20 protein-coding genes and 2 pseudogenes are annotated in these 23,343 nt (G+C 62.5%); 15 read left to right on the forward strand and 7 right to left on the reverse strand.

The features are described 5' to 3' along the window. Positions 1–7: 7 nt before the first annotated feature. Positions 8–805: an SDR family oxidoreductase gene (locus tag GVL61_RS18405; protein WP_235037784.1), complete on the reverse strand. Its 798-nt coding sequence runs from the start codon at positions 803–805 to the stop codon at positions 8–10. Positions 806–1,007: 202 nt separating this feature from the next. Between GVL61_RS18405 and GVL61_RS18410 the strand changes: the two genes are divergently transcribed. From GVL61_RS18410 to GVL61_RS18420, 3 genes are all read left to right on the forward strand, one after another. Beyond that, positions 1,008–1,511, forward strand: coding sequence for a sterol desaturase family protein (locus GVL61_RS18410; protein WP_235037785.1), 504 nt, complete (start codon positions 1,008–1,010; stop codon positions 1,509–1,511). 27 nt (positions 1,512–1,538) lie between these two features. Further along, positions 1,539–2,318: an aspartyl/asparaginyl beta-hydroxylase domain-containing protein gene (locus GVL61_RS18415; protein WP_159982114.1), complete on the forward strand. Its 780-nt coding sequence runs from the start codon at positions 1,539–1,541 to the stop codon at positions 2,316–2,318. Between the two features lie 219 nt (positions 2,319–2,537). Further along, positions 2,538–3,671, forward strand: a complete 1,134-nt coding sequence (locus GVL61_RS18420; protein ID WP_159982115.1) for a DUF2279 domain-containing protein — start codon at positions 2,538–2,540, stop codon at positions 3,669–3,671. 511 nt (positions 3,672–4,182) lie between these two features. Here GVL61_RS18420 and GVL61_RS18425 read toward each other — a convergent pair. Together GVL61_RS18425 and GVL61_RS18430 are read right to left on the reverse strand one after the other, a co-directional pair. Beyond that, on the reverse strand, positions 4,183–5,142 hold the full coding sequence (locus tag GVL61_RS18425) for a hypothetical protein (protein WP_159982116.1): 960 nt from the start codon (positions 5,140–5,142) through the stop codon (positions 4,183–4,185). A gap of 204 nt (positions 5,143–5,346) precedes the next feature. Then, on the reverse strand, positions 5,347–5,979 hold the full coding sequence (locus tag GVL61_RS18430) for a recombinase family protein (protein ID WP_159982083.1): 633 nt from the start codon (positions 5,977–5,979) through the stop codon (positions 5,347–5,349). Between the two features lie 138 nt (positions 5,980–6,117). Here GVL61_RS18430 and GVL61_RS18435 point away from each other — a divergent pair, with 138 nt between their 5' ends. The 3 genes and pseudogenes from GVL61_RS18435 to GVL61_RS18445 form a co-directional block, all read left to right on the forward strand. Beyond that, positions 6,118–9,087 (forward strand): Tn3 family transposase, encoded by a 2,970-nt coding sequence (locus GVL61_RS18435; protein ID WP_159982117.1) that lies wholly within the window; start codon positions 6,118–6,120, stop codon positions 9,085–9,087. A gap of 33 nt (positions 9,088–9,120) precedes the next feature. Next, positions 9,121–9,462: pseudogene (locus tag GVL61_RS18440) on the forward strand (IS3 family transposase); the annotation flags it as partial. Between the two features lie 21 nt (positions 9,463–9,483). Next, positions 9,484–10,269 (forward strand): annotated as a pseudogene (locus GVL61_RS18445) (Tn3 family transposase); the annotation flags it as partial. A 15-nt stretch (positions 10,270–10,284) separates the two neighbouring features. On the opposite strand, the gene GVL61_RS18450 reads toward GVL61_RS18445, so the two are convergent. The 3 genes from GVL61_RS18450 to GVL61_RS18460 form a co-directional block, all read right to left on the reverse strand. Further along, positions 10,285–10,497: a hypothetical protein gene (locus GVL61_RS18450; protein ID WP_159982118.1), complete on the reverse strand. Its 213-nt coding sequence runs from the start codon at positions 10,495–10,497 to the stop codon at positions 10,285–10,287. Between the two features lie 200 nt (positions 10,498–10,697). Then, positions 10,698–11,216 (reverse strand): TetR/AcrR family transcriptional regulator, encoded by a 519-nt coding sequence (locus tag GVL61_RS18455; protein WP_159982119.1) that lies wholly within the window; start codon positions 11,214–11,216, stop codon positions 10,698–10,700. A gap of 504 nt (positions 11,217–11,720) precedes the next feature. Then, a complete protein-coding gene (locus tag GVL61_RS18460; RefSeq protein ID WP_159982120.1) occupies positions 11,721–12,608 on the reverse strand; it encodes an SDR family NAD(P)-dependent oxidoreductase in 888 nt (295 codons plus the stop codon). 184 nt (positions 12,609–12,792) lie between these two features. Between GVL61_RS18460 and GVL61_RS18465 the strand changes: the two genes are divergently transcribed. From GVL61_RS18465 to GVL61_RS18475, 3 genes are all read left to right on the forward strand, one after another. Continuing rightward, complete coding sequence (locus GVL61_RS18465) at positions 12,793–13,392, forward strand: TetR/AcrR family transcriptional regulator (RefSeq protein WP_159982121.1); 600 nt, start codon at positions 12,793–12,795, stop codon at positions 13,390–13,392. 153 nt (positions 13,393–13,545) lie between these two features. Beyond that, positions 13,546–14,784, forward strand: coding sequence for a cytochrome P450 (locus GVL61_RS18470; protein ID WP_159982122.1), 1,239 nt, complete (start codon positions 13,546–13,548; stop codon positions 14,782–14,784). Positions 14,785–14,833: 49 nt separating this feature from the next. Continuing rightward, positions 14,834–15,154, forward strand: coding sequence for a 2Fe-2S iron-sulfur cluster-binding protein (locus GVL61_RS18475; protein WP_159982123.1), 321 nt, complete (start codon positions 14,834–14,836; stop codon positions 15,152–15,154). 48 nt (positions 15,155–15,202) lie between these two features. On the opposite strand, the gene GVL61_RS18480 is transcribed toward GVL61_RS18475, so the two are convergent. Beyond that, positions 15,203–16,642, reverse strand: coding sequence for an aldehyde dehydrogenase (locus GVL61_RS18480; RefSeq protein ID WP_200844935.1), 1,440 nt, complete (start codon positions 16,640–16,642; stop codon positions 15,203–15,205). A gap of 258 nt (positions 16,643–16,900) precedes the next feature. Between GVL61_RS18480 and GVL61_RS18485 the strand changes: the two genes are divergently transcribed. The 6 genes from GVL61_RS18485 (at position 16,901) to GVL61_RS18510 (ending at position 23,324) form a co-directional block, all read left to right on the forward strand. Next, positions 16,901–18,196, forward strand: coding sequence for a cytochrome P450 (locus tag GVL61_RS18485; RefSeq protein ID WP_159982125.1), 1,296 nt, complete (start codon positions 16,901–16,903; stop codon positions 18,194–18,196). A gap of 106 nt (positions 18,197–18,302) precedes the next feature. Beyond that, positions 18,303–19,115, forward strand: a complete 813-nt coding sequence (locus GVL61_RS18490) for an SDR family NAD(P)-dependent oxidoreductase (RefSeq protein ID WP_159982126.1) — start codon at positions 18,303–18,305, stop codon at positions 19,113–19,115. A 132-nt stretch (positions 19,116–19,247) separates the two neighbouring features. Next, positions 19,248–19,994, forward strand: a complete 747-nt coding sequence (locus GVL61_RS18495; RefSeq protein ID WP_159982127.1) for an SDR family NAD(P)-dependent oxidoreductase — start codon at positions 19,248–19,250, stop codon at positions 19,992–19,994. A 347-nt stretch (positions 19,995–20,341) separates the two neighbouring features. Then, a complete protein-coding gene (locus tag GVL61_RS18500) occupies positions 20,342–21,649 on the forward strand; it encodes an NtaA/DmoA family FMN-dependent monooxygenase (protein WP_159982128.1) in 1,308 nt (435 codons plus the stop codon). Next, positions 21,646–22,608: a hydroxyacid dehydrogenase gene (locus tag GVL61_RS18505; protein ID WP_159982129.1), complete on the forward strand. Its 963-nt coding sequence runs from the start codon at positions 21,646–21,648 to the stop codon at positions 22,606–22,608. The genes GVL61_RS18500 and GVL61_RS18505 overlap by 4 nt, the downstream gene beginning before the upstream one ends. Then, entirely contained in the window at positions 22,605–23,324 is a 720-nt protein-coding gene (locus GVL61_RS18510; protein ID WP_159982130.1) for a 4-carboxy-4-hydroxy-2-oxoadipate aldolase/oxaloacetate decarboxylase, read from the forward strand. Before GVL61_RS18505 ends, GVL61_RS18510 begins: the two co-directional genes overlap by 4 nt. Positions 23,325–23,343: the final 19 nt, after the last annotated feature.

Here is a 23,343-nt window from a genome sequence, read left to right on the forward strand (position 1 = left end):
CAGCCCCTCAGGCCGGCGGGGTAAGCCCTGCCAGCACCCGGTCGCGCAAGGGGGCGGGCAGCAGACGGTCCAGCCAGCGCAGCGCCTTGAAGGGCCAGGGCAGCACGAGGTGCGCCTTGCCGGCCGCCGCGGCCGCCGCGATCCGCTGCGCCACCGCATCCACCTTCATCAGCATCGGCTTGGGTCCGGGCACCTTGCGCCCCGCCGCCGTGTCGATGAAGCCGGGCGAAACCAGCGTTACGCGCACCCCGTGGCCCCGCACCGACAGGCGCAGCGCATCGGCAAAGCGCGCCAGCCCGGCCTTTGTCCCGGAATAAGCAGCGGCGAAGGGCAGGGCGTGGAAACCCGCCGCAGAGCCCACCAGCACGATGCGCCCACGCCCCCTTTGCGCCATGCGCGCCGCCAGCGCCGCCGCCATGGCGGCAGGGGCGGTGAAGTTGATCGCGCCCAGCATCGCCACCAGGCCCGCATCCTCGACGAGATCCCCCGCCGCCCGCACATCGCCCCGTCCCGAGGCGAAAAGAGCCAGATCGAAGGCTTCCGTTTCATCCTCCGCCGCCAGCGCCGCCAGCGCCGAACCGACATCGGCAAGGTCGAGCGAGCGCACCGAAACCACCGCGCCCGCCGCCCGGCAGGCCTCGGCCACTGCCGCAAGGCGGCCCGCATCACGGCCCCAAAGGCTCAGGGATGCGCCGTTTCCGGCATAATGGCGGGCCAATGCTCCGCCCAGCCCACCGGATGCTCCGGTTATTAGAATACGGTTGGGCCGGAACGATTCCGTCTTCACTCTGGTTTCGTCCGACACGTACGTATTTCCTCGCTTCTTGTCACAAGTTCATCTCGCTTGGAGGCATTTCGTCTTGACAGCCAATCATCCCTACTGTCGAGGATTCCAGTCAATGCCCGCTCCGGTTTTCAGTTCGCAACGCGTCAGGTTGTTCAAAAGCGAGCGCTTGGAAAAGCTTACGCTGATTTCACCGCGAACTTTCGCGTTGAGTTGGGCTGTCATGCTTCCGCTCATCGCCTGGACCGGGTGGGGATCGGCCAGTCCGATCGAGGGCTTCGGCCTTTTTGCCGCCGGTATGGTGGTGTGGACCCTGTTCGAATATGCGATGCACCGCTACCTGTTCCACCTCGAAAGCGACGTGGCGGTGGTGCGCTGGCTGGTGTTCCTGATCCACGGCAACCACCACGACAATCCGAACGATGCCCTGCGCGGACTGATGCCGCTGCCGGTCAGCGTCTCGATCGGCTCGCTGGTCTGGTTATCCTTCGTCGCGCTGCTCGGCCCCGCCGGAACGTGGATGCTGCTGGGCTTCATGACCGGCTACGTTTTGTACGACGCGGTCCATTTCGCCTGCCACCAGTTTCCCATGCGCGGCAGGCTTGGCAAGGCGCTCAAGCGCCACCACATGCGCCACCACTATGTCGACGAGGACAGCAACTTCGCGATCACGGCGATCTTCCTGGACCGCGTGTTCGGTTCCAGGATCGGCACACTCAAGCGGTAAAAGCGCGGCGCTGACTGACCGATACGCATGAGCTGGCAGAAAACTCTCAATTCTCGCGGGTGGAAAGTACCTTTCACCGGCAAATCGGTGTTCCAGATCGGCAAGGAACTGCGCCCCAAGATCGACCGGGTGATCATGCGCAATTCGCTGATCCCGGACGCGGCGGTGCAGGACAAGGCCTTCTTCCCCTGGATCGCCGAACTGGAACGCCACTGGGAAGCGATCCGGGGCGAGGCGGTGCGCATCCGCGCCGAGGACATCCCCTCACTGGGCGAAATCTCGTTCGACCACGGCCGCATCGGCGCCGACCGCCGCTGGCGCGCATTCTTCCTCAAGGGCTACGGCTACCGGATGCCGGGCAATGCCGCCCGGGCACCGATAACCGCCGCGCTGATCGAGAAAGTGCCGGGGCTGGTGACGGCGAACTTCTCCGTCCTGGAGGCCGGCGGCCATATTCCGCGCCACTGGGGCATGACCAAAGGCATGCTGACCTACCACCTCGCCCTGAAAGCCCCGAAAGAGCGCGAGAGGTGCCGAATGCACATCGAGGGCCCGGACGCGCTGCACGTGATGACCTGGCAGGACGGGGAGTCCTTCCTGTTCGACGACATGTTCAACCACGAGGTCTGGAACGAGACGGACGAGGACCGCTACATCCTGCTCATCCAGATCAAGCGTCCCTGCCGCTTCGTGGGCAACCTGATCCAGAACACCTTCCTGACCGGCGTGCGCCACTCGCGCTTCGTGGCGGACATCAGGAAGGCGATCGAGCGGGCCGGGAACAACACGGGCGATAACCCGGCCTGAGCGGCGCCCTCCCTCGATCCGAGGGCAGTCCCCTGATTCTGAATATGACAGAAAAATGCATTTTTGCGACGAATGCTTGACCTGCCGGCGGCTAATCGCGAATTAGTACGAATACTTAATCCGAGGGGGCGGGCGCTTCTTCTGCGGTGCAGGCGAAGGGATTGTTCCGCAACGGACCTTCTTTCGCAAGCTCGCCAGGCGTTCGCGGCAGGGAGTTCGATGAGGAACAGGTATCGCTGCCAGGTGGCCCTGGTATTGGTCACATGCCTGCCCTGCACGCCGGCCTGGGGTGCTTCGGCAACCGACTTTCCGGAAGTGCAGGCAGCCCCGGCGGACGGCCTAGGCGCGTCATTCCCCGGTACGGCGCCTGATATCCCGGCAGACTGGAACCTGGCCGAAATCGGCGCTGCCACCGAGCAGCCGACCTTGCTGGCCGCCCTGCCGTCATCCCTGCCGCAGGATCCCGCCCGCTACGGCCCGGCGGCCGATGCGGTGCCCGCCGCATCTCCCGAACCCGCCGCCGGACCGCCCGCGCCGCTCGACCCTTCGGGCCACGTCCCGCGCGAATTCGCCTCGCATCACGGCTTCTTCGAGCAGGCGGGCAGTTCCACCACCGAAATCGCGCTGCTATCGGGCTACGTCCTGGCCCAGGGCATCCCCAAGCTGTTCAAGCCGACCACCGGCTTCCATTTCAAGGACGAAGGCTGGTTCGGCAAGGACACGCAGAACGTGGGCATGGACAAGCTGACCCACGCCTTCAACACCTACCTCATCGCCGAGCTGCTGCACCATCGCATCCACCGCAACACCGGGGGGTCCGAGGGCGATGCGCTGACCGCGGGGATTCTGGCATCCGGCCTCATGGCACTGAACGAGATCTCCGACGCGATCGAGCCGGACAGCGGTTATTCGATGCAGGACATCGTGATGAACATCACGGGCGCGACCTTCTCAATCCTGCGCAACACGGTGCCCGGCCTGAAGGAAAAGCTGGCCTTCAAGATCGAGATCATGCCCAACCACCAGATCTACAGCACCACCGGCAAGCCCCATTACGAACAGCAGCGCTTCATGTTCTCGCTGAAAGGCGCGGGGTTCGAGAAGCTGGAAAACAGCGCGCTGAAATACCTCGACCTTCAGGTGGGCTATTACGCCAGCGACTTCCTCAACAGCGACCGCGACAAGGGCATCACTCCCAAGCGGCACCTGTTCGTAGGCGTCGGCCTGAACCTGGGCGAACTGCTGTTCGCGAAGTCGGGCTCGCGCATCGGGCGGGCGGCATATTCGGTGCTGGACTACGTGCAGCTGCCCTATACGGGGGCATCGCAGAATCTAGTCGTAAACGTACGCTAAGCCCAAAAGGGATGAGCGAACGGTAATTTGCGACGCGTCATCCGTTCCCTTTGAACGGCGGATTCTGGTGGTTAGCTGCCGTTCAGCGGTGGTCCGACTGGGCCAGCATCTGCCCGGACCGCAACTTTGATCGTCTTAAACCCGGCTCCCGTTGCGGCGCGACGAGCCAGTTTAACACACCGCGCCGGTGTATCTCCGGAATATGATAGAACAAGACCTAGTTTTCGATCAAACCTTGCCGCTAAATCATCCTGAAATTGCCGGGCGGTTAATCCAACATCACCTGTCCAGAACCAACACTCACCATCTCGAAACGTGACTGAAGCGCCATAAAAAGCAGCCTCGTCTAGTGGAGCTTGGGAGGACGATGCACTCCAACTTAGCGCTAAGACAGCAAGAAGGATGGAAGGGACGCTCATAACCGGAAACTGCACCCCGTCCGCGATGTCCGCAAGGGGGCGCAAGCTGCCGGGCGCGGAATATCGCTTTCGGGTGGATTGCGAACATGACGCTACGTCCGGCCAAGAGCCTCGACCGCATCTCCAATCCGCCAGCTATACCAAATATCATCCTGAACGAGGTGCAGCATGTCGCCCCTCCCGGCGACCAGCGCCGGTGAATCCCACACCAGATGCTCGGCAACCGACGGAAGCTCGTGTTCCGGCGGAACACGCTTGACGAGTGGCAATCGCCATGAAGCGAGCATCAGTACCTCTTCACCTTGACCGTCGCCACCTAACTCAACCAGCGCAATTCGCGCAGCATCATCTCTATAGCCGCCCGTGAGCAACGCATGGCGGCCGTCCGTGGCAATCGCATTAATTCCAAGTAGCTTGTTGCGCCACCACCGGACCGGTTGGCCGGCGCGCAGGTGAAGCAGTGGAAATTCGGTGTAAGGGCATACCCACGCACCATCCTCAGTTACCGTCATAGCGCAGACGTCCGCCAAAAAACCGGCAGCGTCTGGCACTGGTCCGACCGGCAGCATCTCGCCGTCAGCAGCAAAGCAGGCCGCGACCACTGCCGTCTGATCGATATTCTCGGCAAGGCGATCCCAGTTGCTGGAAAGACCCTCGTCGAACCAGCCTACCCAAACACGGTCGGCGAGATCGACACCTAGATATTCGATAGCATCGCCGAGATGGAGCCGTGCTAGCAGCATGCCATCGGGAGCAAACAACCGGCCGTTTGTCTCGGTGCCGGCGATCGTGTCAGAGATCAACCAGCGGCCAGCCTGAAACCCGGCCAGTTCGAGCGAAGGGCGTTCAAGCGGCACCATCGGCCCGTCATGAAGAGTTAAGCCGTCGAATCGCCACAGACGGGCGGTACCATGCGCCGCCACCGGCTGTGGCCGCTCCGGCGAGTCAGCCGCAAGCGGCTCGGTCACCTGTCGCCTCACCCGCGCCCAAGCGCCTGCGAGATCAACATTCGTGCCCAGCAAGCCCAGCGATCCATCAGGCAGCACCGTCATCGTTACTACCTGCCAACCAGAGGGTAACGGCGGCAGGTGCACGGTAGAATGAGGAAGGTCTGTCGCTTGCATGAGGCAACGAGTGAGCGCGTTCCAGAGCGGAGGCAAGGAATCGTTGGGCCTAAAGTCCTTTCCCACAAAACGCCCGATTGAATTTCCGCAACGGGACGTGAGCGGAATTTCGGGATGGGGGGCGGAAGCTGCTTAACGGAGCTGTCGTCCACGATCGAAAAGGCGCTGGCCGTCTGGGCGCAATGCTCCGGTTGGATCCACGAAGCGGTAGAGAGTCTGGCGTGTCACGCCCATTTCCGCGCAAAGATCAGCGACCACGGTTTCGGGCTTGCCCATAGCGGCCTGAGCAAGGCGTAGCTTTGCCAAGGTCATCTTGAATGGCCGGCCGCCTTTTCTGCCCCGTGCCCGCGCGGCGGCTAACCCCGCCTTGGTGCGTTCGACGATCAGTTCGCGCTCGAACTCGGCGAGGCCGGCGAAGATCGCGAAGATCAGCCGTCCATTGGCGGTGGTGGTGTCGATCGACGCGCCTTCACCCGCCAGCACCTTGAGGCCGACACCGCGCTTGGTCAGATCCCCAACCGTGTTGACGAGGTGGCGCAGATCGCGACCGAGCCGGTCGAGCTTCCAGATCACGAGCGTGTCGTCGCGGCGCAGCGCCTTCAGGCACGCGTCCAACCCCGGTCGCTTGTCGAGCCGGCCCGACGCGGCATCCTCATAGATATGCTCGGGATCGACGCCGGCCGCGACCAGCGCGTCGCGCTGGAGGTCATGGACCTGGCTACCGTCCGCCTTGGACACCCGCGCGTAACCAATCTGAGTTGTCACATATACGTCCGTTTATGGAGCGCAGCAGCCGACTGCCTGCTGCCATAGCCGAGGATGTCACATAATCCGTCATGCTGTCTATGATCGATAAACGGTGTTCAATATGGATAAGTGACACCTTAAAATCGGGAAGCGCATATGGCGGGCAAAACGATCCTCACCCCCGGTCAGCGAGACGCCCTGTTCGATCCGCCGACGGAACCCGACATCGTCGAGCGGCTCTACACACTCGGCAGCAACGAACTCGCAGAAATTTTCCGCAGACGTCGCCCTGCCAACCGGATCGGTTTTGCCGTCCAGCTTTGCTACCTGCGCGCGCCAGGCCGCCCCCTGCGTGCCGATGAAATTCCGCCGATGCCGATGTTGGCGTTGCTCGCCGAACAGCTTGCATGCGCCGTCAGCGATTTTGCCCTCTACGCCGATCGGCTGCCGACGCTGCGGGAACACCGCGCCCAAGCCGAAGCCTGGCTGGGCATGCGCCCTTTCATGACTGCAGATCGGCGTGCCCTTTTCGACATCGCAGTTGAAGTGGCGACTTCAACCGATCGGGGTGGGGCAATTGTCGCAGCGATGGTCCAGGCCCTTCGGGACAACAATGTGACATTGCCCGCCAGTGACACGTTCGAACGTATCGCTTTGGTTGCGCGCGCGCGTGCGCGAAAATCTGCGTATGCCGGAATCGTCAGCGAGCTGTCCGCCCAACAAAGCCACAATCTAGTACGACTGCTGGCAACAGACCCTGCCCTCGGTCGGACCACGCTGGCATGGCTGCGTGAATATCCAGAAGCACCCAGCGCCAGCAATCTCGCCGCTGTAATCGAAAGACTGAGCGTTGTGCGAGGGTTGGTCATCGACCCGGCCCGCGCGCGCACCATTCACGCCAATCGCTACGCCGTCATGTCTCGCGAGGCGGCGATCATGAGCGCGCAGCACCTCTCCAGGCTGGACGAGGTACGACGTACTGCCACGCTCTGCGCGTTCGTCATCGAAATGGAAGTGACGTTGACCGACGCCGCCGTATTCATGATGGAAAAGATGGTTGGATCGCTATTCCGCCGCGCGGAACGGTCCCGTTCTGCACGACTGGTCGAAGAAGCGGGTCGCCTGAAGGAAATCGGCAAAATTTACGCGGCGCTCGGGCGGTTGCTGATCGAAGGGCGCTGGAAGCAGGAGGATCCCAGGGACGCGATCGAACGGGAAATTGGCTGGCCGAATATCGAGCGAAGCGTTGAGGAAACCGAGCTTCTTACCCGCGGGAGCGAGCACGGATTGGCGGATGTGCTGGAACGGTATCCCATGGTACGAAGATTTGCACCGCAGTTTTTGGGGGCATTCACGTTCAAGGCGGCAAAGTCGAACGATCCGGTTCTGGCGGCAGTGGCGGTCCTCATCGAATTGTATCGATCGAACCGGCGCACTCTCCCGCCCGTGGTGCCGCTTGGTTTTCTGCGAGTGCGCTGGCGCAAGCTTGTCCTCCAGGACGGGAAGGTGGATCGCCGTGCATACGAGATCGCGGTCATTGTGCATTTGCGGGAACGACTGGGGTCGGGCGCGATCTGGGTTGAAGGCAGCAGGGCCTATCGAACTCTGGCCGACTATCTGTTGCCAAAGCCCACTTTCGAAACCATGCTGCTCGAGCAAAGAGTTCCCGTCGCCATCGACACCTCGTTCCCTGCCTGGCTCGACGATCGGCGCGAGAGGCTCGCTGCCCGGATGGCAGAGGTCAACTCGAAGGCACTGAAGGGCGAATTGCCTGATGTGATCCTTGACGACGGCGGTCTCAAGATTTCTCCGCTCCGTAACGCGGTCCCTGATGAGGCCGAGAACCTCAAGGCACAGCTATACGGCCTGCTTCCCCGCATACGCATCACCGATTTGCTGGCCGAAGTGGGGGTATGGACAGGGTTTGCCGATTGTTTCACGCACGTACGAAACGGGGCGCCGTCCCACGATGGGCAAGCGCTGATGGCCGCCATTTTGGCCGATGCCACCAATCTGGGACTGGGCCGCATGGCGGAAAGCTCGCAAGGTTTGACCCACGCACGCCTGATATGGACCGCACAATGGCACATCCGCGACGAAACCTATTCCGCAGCCCTGGCAGCCATCGTCGATCTTCATCACGCGTTACCCCATTCGGCAATTTGGGGGCCGGGAACGGGATCATCGTCCGATGGGCAGTTTTATCGAGCAGGCGCCAAAGGCGAGGGCCGGGCGGATTATAATGCCAAATACGGCTCGGAGTCCGGCGTGCTTTTCTACACGCACGTGTCGGATCGCTACGCCCCGTTCTACAACAAAGTCATCGCCGCCAACGCCGGCGAGGCCGCCCATGTGATCGACGGGCTGCTCAATCATGAGAGCCAACTGGAGATCCAGGAGCATGCCACCGACACTGCCGGCGCGGTCGATCATGTGTTCGCCCTGTGCCATTTGCTTGGTTTCCGGTTTGCTCCGCGCATTCGCGACCTCAGCGAGAGGCGGCTCTACACGCTTGCCCAGGGCACCGAATTTGCCGCCCTCGATCAATTGATCGGGGGTGCCGTCAACGTGAAAGCCATCGAGGATGACTGGGCAGAGGTGCTGCACCTCGCTGCATCGATCCGCACTGGCACAGTCAGCGCCTCCGTCATGCTCAAGAAGCTGGCGGGCTATTCGCGTCAGAACTCGCTGTCGCGGGCGCTGCGGGAGATTGGTCGGGTTGAAAGATCGTTGTTCATGCTGGATTGGCTCGATGACATTGACCTACGTCGCCGCACCAACGCTAATCTCAACAAGGGCGAGGCACGCAACGCCTTGGCCCGCGCTGTATTTTTCAACCGGCTTGGCGAGTTGCGGGATCGCACATTCGAGAACCAGCGGCACCGGGCGTCGGGGCTTAACCTCGTGTCGGCCGCGATAATCCTTTGGAATACCGTCTATCTCGGGCGGGCGGCCGATTATCTGCGCCAGCAAGGCCGCGTCATCGAGGGTGAGCTCTTGAGCCATGCGGCACCACTGGGCTGGGAGCACATCAGTCTTACCGGCGATTATCTCTGGAGCGACATGAAATTGCCCGAGGATGGATATCGCCCACTACGCACGCAAAACAGCCGGTCAGGCGCTTAGCGTACGTTTACGACCAGATTCTGCGATGCCCCCGTATGGCGGCGAAAACCGAAGCAGCGGGTGCTTATCCACTCGGATCAAGGCTCGCAGTTCACCAGCATGGACTGGGCCGCGTTCATAAGGGCTCACAATCTTGAGCACTCGATGAGCCGACGCGGTAACTGCCATGACAACGCCGTCGCTGAGAGCTTCTTCTCGTCACTCAAGCGCGAGCGCATCCGTCGTCGGACATACAAAACGCGCGAGGAAGCCCGGCAGGACGTGTTCGATTACATCGAGATGTTCTACAACCCGGTGCGCAAGCATGTCAGGAACGGCATGCTGTCACCAGTCAAGTTCGAGCGGCAGCAGATTTTGCAAGCGGAAGGCGTCTAGAAAACTAGGGGCTACTCAATGCACGAAGCCCCCTATGTATTGGACGGCCTGCTGGATCACGGGACATCGCTCGACATCGTCGAGCACTATACCGATACGGGCGGCGCGACCGATCACGTGTTCGCTCTGTGCGCCATGCTGGGGTTCCGGTTCTGCCCGCGGCTGCGCGACTTCCCTGATCGCCGTCTTGCCTCGGTCGCGGCCCCTGCCAATTACTCCGGCATCGCTTCGCTGTTCGGCAAACGGATCAAAGCCGAGGTCATCCGCGAACATTGGGACGAGGTCCTCCGCCTCGTCGCCTCCCTCAAGGCCGGGCATGTCGCGCCTTCGACCATGCTACGGAAGCTCGCTGCCTATGAACGCCAGAACCAGGTCGACCTTGCTTTACAGGAGGTCGGTAGGATCGAACGGACGTTCTTCATGCTCGACTGGCTGGAGAGTCCCGAACTGCGCCGACGGTGCCAGACCGGGCTGAACAAGAGCGAGCAACGCCACGTGCTGACGCAAGCAATCTGCACGTTTCGCCAGGGTCGGATGATCGACCGCACCCACGAGGCGCTGCAGTACCGCGCGTCAGGACTGAACCTGGTGATCGCCGCGATCGTCTACTGGAACTCGACCTACATCGCCGATGCCGTCCGGCACCTCGCAGCCTCGAGCAAGACAGTCCCACCAGAATTGCTCGCCCACAGTTCGCCGGTCGGGTGGGAGCACATTGCATTCTCGGGCGATTTCCTCTGGGATCGCGCCGCTGAGCGAGTGAAGCGCAAGCCGCTCAACATCGTCGGCAACGCTCTGGCCCTCTGACCCGCTTGGCGTTGTTTAGCGTGGGATCAGCGCCTCGTCCTCCTCTTGTGCGAGGTAGCCGCTGGCCAGCAGCAGGAAGCACAGGCTGCCGTCGTCTTCCTTTTCTCCCAGAAGCGGCGAGGTGCGCTGGCCATCTGCAGGGTCAGCGACACGCTTTAGCCATGCGTCGGCGAGGTGGAGGATCGCGCGCGCGGGACGGCGCAGGCCGATGGCGATCTGCCCAGGCACCGGAGAAATGCGTACGATGTCAAGCCCGTAGCGAATGAGCAGGTCAGTTCGCTTCCGCTCCAGCCAGGCGACGGTGTCGCAGGTTGCCTCCGTTGACGACTTGAGATCCTAAGTCGGATCTGGAACACCCTCAAGGGAAAAACGCACTTCGTCGTGCATCACGAGGGCCGCTGGGCCATGGGAGAGCTTAGGTTCTGAAGTCAGTATTCAGGAAGGGCGGGACGTACGGTCAGCCGCTCCAGATAGCTCGCGACCTCATCGACTGACACGGGACATTCCTGTCGCAGCCACCAAGCAAGGATTTCGACCGTGCCAGCCATGCCCCAAGCGGCACAGAGATCGAGAGGCAGGTGCGCCACGTTCCCTTTATCCATCAGCGCGCCACGCGTTTGCGCGAGGTGAGCAAACCGGCGTCGCATAACTCCTTCAGCCCCCCCGGTGAGTAGAACGCTCCAGAGACGCCGGTTCTCGTGCACGTATTTGGCTACCGCCAAGCTGCTGGCGTGCGGGTCGCTACGCGAGAAGCAGGGCAGGACGATGTCGAGGAGGCGATCGATTTCGTCGGTGCCGATTTCTTCGACCAGTTGTTCCTTAGTGGAATAATGGCGGTAGAAGGTTGCGCGGCTCACCCGAGCGCGCTCGACGATGTTATCAATGGTCAGCCGCTCTAAGGGCCGATCCTGGATGAGGTCGATCACTGCTTCGTGGAGCGCGCGCATGGTTTTCCAACCCCGCGCGTCCCGTAAGCGCATGGACCCCACTTCCTCGCGGCGCGCTTCTGACTGGGTCCGTTCCTTACATGCCGGCGGCTCCGGCAGGTCTGGCCTTTGTACATTCATATTTTCGTTATAGGTGCATGAGCCTGACAAGCTACGGGCTTTTTCCTATGCTTGCCGAAGACCAGGCGACGCGGGGCGCCGCCTGGAAAACTCTGAAGATGCGCGACCTATTTGAACGGCCGCAGAGTCAATCGCACCCACAATGAGCGGCCTGAGTCCGCGTTGCATTCCGCTTCGGAGAAGCCGGCCGCGCTGGGCGAACGGCCCCCGCTGTTGTCGCCCCCCAGTACAAGGCCGCCCGCGAAGTTCGAGGCCGTACAGTTTGATGCAGTAAGCTTGTCGGTGATGTTCTTGCCGATCAAGGCGAATTCCCAGCGATCCTCTGGACCCTTGAGCGCAATGCTCACGTCCGTTTTGTAGAACGATCGCTGATAGTTATCGTTGTTAGGACGGCCGACGGCGGGAAAGGTGACCGGCACCGTCCGCACAGTTGGTGAGCTGCGCAAGCTCTGCGTTGGTGCTCTTGTCATAGGCGTGGTTCACCTTCAGGCGCGCCGAGAAACCGTCCACCGGCTTCCACAGCGCGGTACCTCGGATAAAAAAGCTGAGGGGATTGGTTGCGCGCGCGTCAGGCGCGACCGCGCCGGTGGACTCGATCGGGATTGCCCGGTTCCGGAAGTAGCCGTCTCCGTCCGAGTAGGCGGTGGCAACGCGCAGGCCGAGCGTGTCGCTCACCGGTCCGGATCCGATCAGCTCGCCCCTGACTTCGCGCGCCTCGAAATCGTAGGCAGCGCGGCCGATGGAGCTGACGTAGGCTGCGAGGCCGGGGGCGACGCCCTTGAAACCTGCGGTCGACACGATGTTGACGATCACGCCGCCCCGCTCTGCCGCGATCATTCGCGTTGCGGCCTCACGTGAGCCTACAAACACGCCGCGGCCATTCACATCGAGCACCTGGTCCCAGAGCTCGTCGGTCAAATCTGGGATCCGGACGCTGGGGAAGATGCCGGCGTTGTTTACCCAGATGTCGATGCCGCCAAAGGTCTCGACCGCCAGATCGGCCACGGCCTTGACTGAGCTTGTCTCGGCCACGTTCATGAAGGCACCGATCGTGCGTCCGCCGTATCGTTGCGCAAGGTCGCCGGCGGCGCTTCTCGCCAGATCGCCATTGCCCTCGATGTCGCCGATCGCGACGTTCGCGCCGGCTTCGCTCAGACGCGCGGCGATCGCCTTGCCCAATCCTCGGCCCGCGCCGGTCACGACTGCTGTGCGGCCGGAGAGCGATACCAGTTCCGAAATCGAACGACTGGATACGTCAGCAATGCTGGTCAACGTGCCTTCCCCCTGGATCGTCGACGCCCATCCAGCGCCGCATTTTTTTCGGCAATTCGGGTGAGTGGCCTGGATGATCAGGCGCGTTCATGCGAATCTGCTAACCACATGGTTAGCGGCCAGGACATGCATGTCAATCTCGACGCCCTTGTATCCTCGCGGCTCTCCGGCTTAGGACTGGCTCATGAAGGCTGAAGAACAAACATCTGCTGCCAGACGGCGGGGCGCTCAGGACTCGGCTTCGGGCGCGGCTTTGATGGACGCCGTAGAGGCGGTCATGCGTCAGGATGGCTACGCGGCGCTGACCGCTCGCCGCGTGGCAGGGCATGCAAAGCTGAACTACCAGCTCGTATTCTACTACTTCGGCAGCATGGATGAACTACTGCTCGCAACGTATCGCCGCCATATCGGCCGATATCGCGAGGCGGCAAAGGAGGCGCTCCAGTCGGACAGGCCGTTGCATGCGTACTGGGCTGCCAGTTCGAAGTTGGCTGATGCGGTCCTCAACATGGAATTCATTGCCCTGTCGAACCACAATGAGCTGATCCGCGCAGAAACGGTTATGTTCGGCGAGGAATTGCGGACGATCGATTTCCACCATGTCGCGCCCGCGCTGCAGGAAGCAACCGCCGAGGCGAAGGTTACCCCCGCTGCGATCGTGATGGTGCTGAACTACGTCGGCAGCCTGCTAAGCGTGGAAAGCGCATTGGGCATCCAGGGTGTACACTCCGAGATCCGGGCTTTGGTCGACTGGTGCGTTGACCGGCTCGAGTCCGACCGCTGACGCGAACTCGCTCTAACATCAGCCGCTTGCGGTGATGGAGCGTCTGCGCGCGCAGCAGGTCGCCTGCAGCGCTGCGACTTGCTAACCAGGTGGTTAGCGGGTAGGTTTAGCTGCAGACAGGCGCCCATGCGCTTGCGCGGAGAGACGGAACCCATGCGAAATCTTGCCGAACTTGACCTACCGCATTTGCCCGTAGAGGATGCCGCATTCGCTGCCGATCCAGTCTCTTTTTTCCGCAAGGCCAAGGAGAGCAACCCGTGGATCGCGGGATCGAACCTGGGCTACTGGATTCACGACTATCAAGCCATCAAGGACCTGCTCAGCAAGGACGACAAGCTGCGTCCGGCGTACGATGGCATCGTGCAGATGCTTGGCGCTCATGGCACGCCTTGGGGACGCTTTACCGAAGAACAACTGATCTCGCTGCCGCCCGAGCAGCACGCGATGCTGCGCACGACCTTCGCCAAAAAGTTCACGCCTCGCTTCGCCAACCAGCTCCGGCCGATGATGCAGGAGACGATCAAGCGCATGCTCGACGAGTGGGCGCCCAAGGGTGCGTTCGATTTCGAGGAGTTCGCGTCGAGCTTCCCGATCACCGTCATGTTCACTCTGGTCGGCGCTCCAGTCGAAGAGATCGAAGGTATTCGCAAGAGCCTTGAAACGCTTGGACTTGCCTTCAGCATGGACCCGAACCGCGTTCCCGAGATCCACGCGGCGTATGATCGTCTCGAGAAGCTGGTTCAGCGGATCATCGCCGAGCGGCGGGCCGACCCTCGCCGGGGCGATAAGGCCGACTTGCTCGACCTCCTGATCGACACCAGCGAGGAAGGGAACGTGCCCGAGCGTCAGCTCGAGGATCTGGTGATCTTCTTCTTCGTTGCAGGGTACGACACGTCGAAGAACGTCCTTACGTACACCATCCGCCTGTTGCTCGATCGGCCCGACCTCTATGAGCGTTGCGCCGTGGATCACGACTACTGCCGCAAGGTGCTCGACGAAGGGCTGCGGCTGTTCAATCCGGGTTCGGTGCCGCGCTTCACCGACGAGGATATCGTATATCGCGACGTGCTACTCCCCAAGGACACCATGTTGTGGTTTACGCTGAACGTGTCGGGTCGTGACGAACTCGCGTTCGACGATCCCGACACCTTCAATCCCGATCGCGAGATCGATCCCGCGGCGCGGCCGATCCCCTTCAGCCTGGGGCGGCACATGTGCCTCGGCCAGCATATCGCGCGCGCGCAGTTGCAGGAAGCTCTGCACCAGATTGCGCAGCGCCTGCGCAATCCCAAGCTCGCCGGCGAGTACGGTTGGCGGCCCTACCCGGGGGCTTGGGGGCTGAAGGGGCTGCCGATCACGTTCACGCCCGCCGAAGCCCCCGCCGACGCCTGACCGGCGCGGCACTAGGCCTTCTCAGTCTCAAGATAACGGAATCAATTCGATGGTGAGTGTAAGGTTCGTCCAGGCCAATGGTGACGAGCGGACGATTGACGGAGAAGCGGGTCTTACCTTGATGGAGGCGGCGCAGAACAACGGCGTTCCAGGCATTGTCGCCGATTGCGGGGGCAATTGCTCGTGCGGAACCTGCCGCGTGTTCGTCGCTGCTGAATGGTTCGGCAAAGTCGGTGGGCCGAACGAGCTGGAACTGGAGATGCTCGAGATGCACGCAGACCGCCGCGATGGCGAGCGCCTCTCCTGTCAGGTGACGCTGAGCGACGAACTCGACGGTCTCACCGTGAGCCTGCCGCGCAGCCAATTCTGATGCGGGGGCGGCGCGTGCCGCCGCCCCCATTTTCAACGGCCAGTATCGTCAAAGGCCGGTGTAGACCGACTTCGTCTTCATGTAGGCCTCCACTCCTTCCAGCCCATATTCCTGGCCCCAGCCCGACTGCTTGTAGCCACCGAGGGGCATGGCCGGATCCCACGCGAATTGGGCATTGAGCCAGACGGTACCGGCTTCCAGCCGTTTGGCCACGCGGTGCGCCCGCGTGATATCCTGGGTCCACACCGCGGCGGCCAGTCCATAGACGGTGTCGTTGGCCCACGAGAGCACTTCCTCTTCGTCATCGAAGGGAATGACCGCGACGACCGGCCCGAAGATCTCCTCTTTCATCAGGCGCATGTCCTCGCGCACCCCCGTCAGCAATGTCGGCGCCACGAAGTAGCCTTTGCGGTCGAGGCGGTGGCCGCCGGTGACGATCTCCACGCCGTCCCGCCGTCCTTCCTCGATGAACCCGAGCACGCGCTCCATCTGACGCCCACTGATGAGCGGTCCAATATCGACGTTCTGGTCGTCCGGTCCACCGAGCCGCAGTGCCTGAGCAGCCTTTGACAACCCCTCGACCACGCGGTCGTAGGATTTGCGCTGGGCGTAGACGCGAGACCCGCAGACGCAGCCTTGGCCCGAGTTGATAAAGGCGCCAAGCGCCGCGCCTGGGATCGCGCGTGACATGTCGGCGTCGTCGTAGATGAGTACCGGTGACTTGCCGCCGAGTTCCAGCATCACCTTCTTCAGATTGCCGGCGGCGGCCTGAACGATCAGCTTGCCGACCTCGGTGGATCCGGTGAAGGCGATCTTGTCGACATCGGGGTGCGCCGCCAGCGCCGCCCCCACGGTGTGGCCATGGCCATTGACGATGTTCACGACGCCTTCGGGCACCCCGGCTTCGATCAGGATCTCACCCAGAACCGGAGCCGATAGCGGCGTCTCTTCGGCGGGCTTGAGTACGATGCTGCATCCGGCGGCCAGCGCTGGTGCGAGCTTGGTGATCGCTACCAGCACAGGGCCATTCCACGGCACAATGCAGCCTGCGACGCCGACCGGCTCCTTCAGTGTGTAGCCCAGCAGATCGGACGTCTCGCCGGTGATGCCGCCTGCCATCTTCATGTCGGACGATTTGCCGTAGATCTTGGTGCACCAGCCCGCATTGTACCGGAGCTGCTCCGCAGACGCCAAGACCAGGTTGCGCGCATGGCCGCGCGCCATGCCGACGTTGCGGGAGTCGATGTCGCCCAGCTCGTCCGCTCGCTGCTCGAGCAGGTCGGCAGCACGATAGAGGATGCGGCTACGCTCCGATGGTGTCTTCTTCAACCAGGCGCCGGAGCGGAACGTCTCGCGTGCCTGCGCGACCGCGGTGTCGACAGCAGCCTCTCCACCATCGGCAATCTCTCCAATCCTGAGCTCCGTAGAGGGATCAAAAACGGCAATTGTATCGGTCGCTGTGTCGATGGTTGCTTGTATCTGGCCCACGGCATGTTCTCCCGAGCAGCTCGCTTGAGAGTCGAATTGCCGCCTCTCACTCGCGCCCATGCTAACCACATGGTTAGCGACTTTGCTGTTAGACAGTCAATCGGCCCCGAGAAATCGGTTCGCTTGCCACGGTGAGGGCATCGATCGTCGTTTGAGCATTGACGTGGTGCCATTTGTGGGACATTTCGTCTCATATCGATTGAGGTAGACGGCTGGCTGACTACCAGTTCGGCCATTCACGCAACGGGAGAAGCGGGCATGCTGCGACTTGAAGACCGCGATTTCTTCACTGATCCTGAGATTCTCGTCGACCCGTACGAATACTTCGAGGCGGTTCGCGAGCATGGGCCGATCTACCAGCCCGCAGGCAAGGACTATCTGATCATCACCGGCTTTGCCGAGGCGTTGGAGATCTTCAAGAATTCGACCGACTTCTCCTCGTCGATCGCTCTGCAAGGTGCCGCTCATCCGCTGACGTTCGTGCCGGAGGGGCCAGACATCAGCGATCAGCTAGAAGCGCACAGGTCCGACATCATCGGCCACGACTTGCTGGTCAACCTTGACGACAGCGCGCACATCAATCTGCGTGCGCTGGTCAACCGCCTGTTCGTGCCATCGCGCCTGAAGGCAAACGAAGAGTACATGGACGAACTCTCCGAGGAGATGATCGACGCAATCGTCGCCAAAGGTGGTGGCGAGCTGATCCAGGAAATCGCGACTCCGTTCGTCACCGCCGTGGTTGCCGACCTGCTCGGCGTACCCCGCGAGGATCGCCAGTTTTTCATGGACCTCATCCAGGCGGCACCGCCTCCGGGTAGCCTCAACAGCGATGACAACGACTACCGCACCGAAGCTCACCCGATGATCATCATGGGCGGCTACTTCGCCAGATATATCCAAGAGCGGATCGACAATCCGCGCGAAGATATCATGAGCGAACTGGCGCACTCGACCTATCCCGATGGATCGAGGCCGAAGCTGGAGGAGCTCGTCAATCTATCGACCTTCATGTTCGGCGCGGGGCAGGACACCAGCGCGAAGCTGATCGGCAACGCCATGCGCTACATCGCAGATGAGCCTGGCCTTCAGGACAAGCTGCGCGCCGACGGGGCGCTCATCCCGTTGTTCCTTGAGGAAGTGCTGCGCCTTGAAGGCTCGTCGAAGATCACTGCGCGCCTGACCCGCAGGGACACCGTGGTCGGCGGCATCTCCATCCCGGCCGGCACCAAGATCGCCATCGCACTCGCTGCGATCAGCCGCGATCCGCGCCGCTGGGATGATCCCCATACCTTCATCCTCAACCGCCCGCGCATCAAGGAGCATCTGTCTTTCGGCCGTGGCGCGCACACCTGCGCCGGCGCGCCGCTTGCCCGGGCCGAAGTCCGCATCCTCTTTGAAAAGCTGTTTGCCAAGACATCGCACATGGAACTGGACGAAGAGCGCCATGGGACGCCCGGGAACCGGATCTACAGTTTCGAGCCGAGCTTCATCGTGCGCGGACTTGCCGACTTGAAGGTCAAGCTCACCCCATCGCGCAGCTTCGCCGACGCCTGATTAGATAGCACGCGCGACACACCGCGGATCAGACGCGAAACAACAGCTCGCTGATCGCCGGCTCGCGCTGGTCCTCGTGCGGGGCGATCGTCGAAAAGGATGCCTCATGACTATCAGAGATGTTTCATCGAAACCCCTCCAGGAATTGATCTCGCTGCACGGCCGCAGCGCTGTCGTGACCGGGGCGGCTTGGGGACTCGGGCGTGCCACCGCGCGCCGGCTTGCAGAAGCGGGCGCGTCGGTGCTGATTGCCGACCTTGACGAGACGAAGGCGGCGGCAACTGCCAGCGAACTGAGTCAGGAATTCGGCGGCGCGGTCCTGTCCGTCAAGATGGATGCCGGCGACCCCGACGCTATCATTGCAGCCGCAGACATGGCTGTACGCGAACTCGGCTCGCTCGACATCTGGATCAACAATGCCGGCATCCCCTCGCACGTGCCGCTGTTCGAACTCAGCAATGCAGAGTTCGACAAAGTGCAAGCGATCAACCTGCGCGGTACCTTCGTCGGCGCGCGCGAAGCGGCGCGCCGCATGATCGCGGCAGGGCAGGGCGGGGTCATCGTCAATGTCGCCTCGCTCGCTGGCGTCAACGGCATCGCTGCCGGCCAGGCAGCCTACGTCGCCTCTAAACACGGTGTGGTCGGGCTAACGCGGCAGATGGCGATCGAGCTTGCTCCTAGCGACATCAGAGTTCTGGGCATCGCACCAGGAGTAATGCTGACGGAGAAAACCATGTTTCTGGCGGACGTGGGCAAGGATATGGCCCAAGCGACGGGCATCCCAGGCATTGGCGGTGGACGCCTCGGTCGGCACGGCTCGGCCGATGATATCGCGCGCGCCATCCTGTTCTGCGCCTCCGACATGTCAATGTTCATGACTGGGAGCACGCTCCTCGTCGACGGTGGCGTACTCGCTTGATCGCCCAGGCGGGGGGAATCCTTGATCTCGTGAAGGCGTGACTTCAGCCTACTTCGACAGCGAACAGTTTAATTCGGCAAGCTGCCGGGTCCGCCGTGGGGGGACCAGCAAGTACCAAGTGGGGACAGTGATATGAGTAAGGATCGCGTCGTTGTAGTCACCGGGGCCGCCGGGGGCATCGGTCTCGGTATAGCGCAGCGCTTCGCGCGTGACGGACATCCCACCGCGATGCTTGACGTACAGAAGGACCTACTTGAACGGGAAGCAGACGCGCTGCGCTCCGCCGGAGGTAAGGTGATGACCGCACAAGTAGATGTGTCTGATCGCAGTGCCATCGACGCTGCTTATGAGCGGGTGCGAGAAGAATTTGGGCCGATTACAATCGTGGTGCCCAACGCTGGAATTGCACCGATAGTTCCCTTCCAAGAAATGACATTGGCGCAATGGCAGCAGGTCATGGATATCAATCTTACGGGTGTCTTCCACACGATCCAAGCAGCAGTGAACGACATGGTTGTGGCCAAATGGGGGCGTGTTGTCTCGATCTCATCGCACGCCGGCCAATCCGGCGGCATGTACATGTCGCATTACTCTGCGGCGAAGGGCGGCGTCATCAGTCTGACCAAGGGACTGGCGCGAGAGCTTGCCGCACATGGCACGACGGTGAACACGATCGCCCCCTCTGTGTGCGAGACGCCACAAATGCACCGCGCCATCGAGGCCGGGCAGTTCCCCCTCGACGCGGTCCTGCCGATGATCCCCATCTCGCGTGCTGGAACGCCGGACGAGATCGCTTCCGCATGTGCATTCCTGGCCTCGGAGGAGGCCGCCTACATCACCGGCCAGGTGCTGGCGGTGAATGGCGGGATGTACATGTAAGCAAAAAGCAATGTGACGGGCTCGAGGGGTGGCTCGGGAATGCCTCCCGCTCCATCAAGGAGGAAGCGCCGCTCGGATTGATGACGTCTAAGGTGAATCGAGCGGTTCGACGAGGACATCGGCGTTGCAATGCCTGCTGTCTGTCCACTGTTCGTATACGATCAGGGGGCGGTCTCACGCGTTGCCGGCGGATGCGATCAATTCTTCCGCACTTCGCAAAGGCTCGAATTCCGTTCGACAGCAAGCGGTGTAACCTTGACATAGCTAACCAATTGGTTAGCAGAGTTATGAGCGTGCGGCAGGCTGACGCTAATTTGTATACATAGTTGTGGGCAGTGGGGGCTGAAGTGGGCAAGCACATTCATCTGGTCAGCTTCCTGATCAATTCGCCAATCAATCATACCGTCCTCAGTTGGGCCGATCCGCGCGACAACAAGCTCGAAGCGCTCGGCAGCATGAAGCTGTGGCAGGACCTTGGCAGGACGCTGGAGCGAGGTGGGTTCGACTCGATCTTCTTCGCCGACACGCCGGGTGTGTTCGATCGCTACAAGGAGCGGCTAGACGAGTCCTTGCGTTATGGCGTGTGCTGGCCAACGCACGATCCGGTGCCGCTGCTGGGCATCATCGGTGCGGCGACGGAGCATCTGGGCCTGACCGCCACCGTCTCGACCGGTCCGCACCATCCCTATGGCCTGGTGCGCTCGCTCTCGACGCTCGACTATCTGACCGGCGGACGCGTGGGCTGGAACATTGTGACTGGCCACTTGCGCGGCGAGCATCGCGCCTTCGGACTGACACAACTCGAGCATGACCAACGTTACGACCGCGCCGAGGAGTACATGGAGGTCTGCTATCGGCTGTGGAACAGCGTCGCGGATGACGCGATCGTCGCCGACAAGCAAAGTGGCGTGTTCGCGGACCCGTCCAAGATCGACATCCTCGACCATCAGGGCGAGTACTTCCGCTGCAACACGGTGTCGCCCGTCTGGCCCTCGGCGCAGCGCCAGCCGGTGCTGTTCCAGGCCGGCTCGTCGGGGCGCGGCCAGCAGTTCGCGATGAAGCACGCCGAGGTGGTCTTCGCGATCCAACCCAACTTGGCGACGATGAAGCGGTTCATGGCCGGCTTCCATAAGGTTGCGGCCGAAAACAACGTCGAGCGCGTGCCAGGCGTGACCTTCGGCATCCAGCCGATCATCGGCGGCACGGAGGAGGAGGCGCGTGCTAGCCTCGACGCTCTGATCGAGCGCATTCCGCCCGAAGCCTCGATCGCGCGCCTCTCGGGCTCGATGGGTATCGACTTTTCCGGGATGGAGCTCGACCAGCCTCTGGCCGAACTTCAGACCCAGGGCTCGCAGGGGCTGATGAAGGCATTCAGCACGGCCGAGGGCGAGCGGCTCACCTTGCGTGACGTCGCAATCCGCTGGGGTCTGGCGGTGGGCATGCCACAATTGATCGGCACGCCCGACCAGATCGCAGATCAGATCGAGACCATCTGGCGCGAAACAGGTTGCCACGGCTTCAACGTGACCCCGCACGTCATGCCTTCATCAGTCGAGGACTTCGTCGATCAGGTCGTGCCGATCCTGCGTAACCGCGGAATCTACCGCACCGAATACGAGGGGACGACCCTGCGCGAGAACCTGGAGCTCGCATGACCACGCAAGCACCGCTCGTCTTCATCGTCGACCCGATCCATTCGGTGGGGGCGGAGCGGCTCGGCGCCGCCTATCAGGTGATCACGCCCGAGCAGGGCTTCGCCGATCCGCGCCTCGAAGATGTCACCCACATCGTCGTACGCACAACCGAACTGCCAGAAGGACTGCTCGCGCGCATGCCGCATCTGCGCGCGATCGTGAAGCACGGGGCCGGGGTCGACAACATCCCGATACCCTACGCGACGAGCCGCGGGATGCTAGTGTGCAACACGCCCGGCGGCAACAATTCGACTGCCGTGGCGGAAGGCGCGGTGGCGTTGATGCTGGCGCTGTTGCGGCAAGTGCGCGAGATGGACGCAGTGGTGCGCGAGGACCGCTGGGGCGAGCGCTGGACCACGCGCCTGGGCGATCTGACCGGAGCGAACGTCGGTCTGATCGGCTTCGGTCGCATCGCCCGCTACACCGCGAAGATCTGCGGTGCCGGCTTCGGAGCACAGCTCGCCGCCTATGACCCAATGGTGCCCGAGGCCGAGATCGAGGCCGCTGGCGCACAACCGATGCAGCTGGACGCCCTGCTCGAATGGGCCGACGTGGTCTCGATCCACGTGCCGCTGTTGCCGGGCACGCGCGACTTGATCGGAAAGACCGAGCTGTCGCGCATGCGGCCATCCGCAATCATCGTGAACTGCTCGCGCGGCGGTATCATCAGCGAGCCGGCGCTGGCGGAGGTGCTCGCCGCCGGGACGATCGCAGGCGCGGGCATCGACGTGCTCGTGGCCGAGCCGCCGCCAGCCGACCACCCGCTGTTCGGCCAGCCCAACGTCATCCTCTCGCCCCATGTCGCGGGCGTCACCGAGAGCGGGATGAAGGGTATGGCGCTTGCCTGCGCCGACACGATCGACACCATCGTCGCGGGCGAGCGCCCGGCCAACCTGCTCAATCCGGAGATCCTGCCGTGAAGCCCCTCAAGTCCATCATCTACAGCGATATCCCGCGTCCCGACCCAGCTCTCCTCGACCGAGCGCGTGAGTTCGGAGTCGCGGACCTGCACGGCGCACTGGGCACCATCACTGGCCGCATGTGCCTGATGAGCCCGGCGATGCGCCCGATCGCGCCCGGTCAGCGGCTCCATGGTCCCGCGATTACCGCATGGAACTACCCCGGAGACAACCTTGCAATCCACGCCGCGCTGCACACCGCCAAGGCTGGCGACGTGCTGGTCTTCACCAATGGTGGCGGGCACCAGGGTTCGTTGTGGGGCGATGTCGCCTGCACGTTCGCAGTCAAGAAGGGCGTCGCGGGCGCGGTGGTCCACGGCGCGGTTCGCGACACCGATGCGGTGCGGGCATTGGACTTCCCGGTGTGGTCCACGCACATCTCGGTAGAACAGCCCGACAAGCGTGGACCAGCAGCGGTCAACGTGCCGATCGTCATTGACGGTGTGCTGGTGGAGCCAGGCGACATCATTGCCGCCGACGCCGACGGCGTCGTGGTAATCCCGCTCAAGCTGCTCGCCCATGCTGTCGAGGGCGCCGAGGCGCGCGCCGCGAACGAAGTGCGCATCCGCGCGCGGATCGAGGGGGGCGAGCTGCCGATGGACATCCTGGGCTTGCGCACGATCATCGATAACCTGGGCATTGAGCAGGTCGAAGGCACCTGGGAAAGCCACTCATGATCGGCACGACCGCGCCGGC

The organism is Novosphingobium sp. 18050 (assembly GCF_902706195.1).
Classification (GTDB): Bacteria; Pseudomonadota; Alphaproteobacteria; order Sphingomonadales; family Sphingomonadaceae; genus Novosphingobium.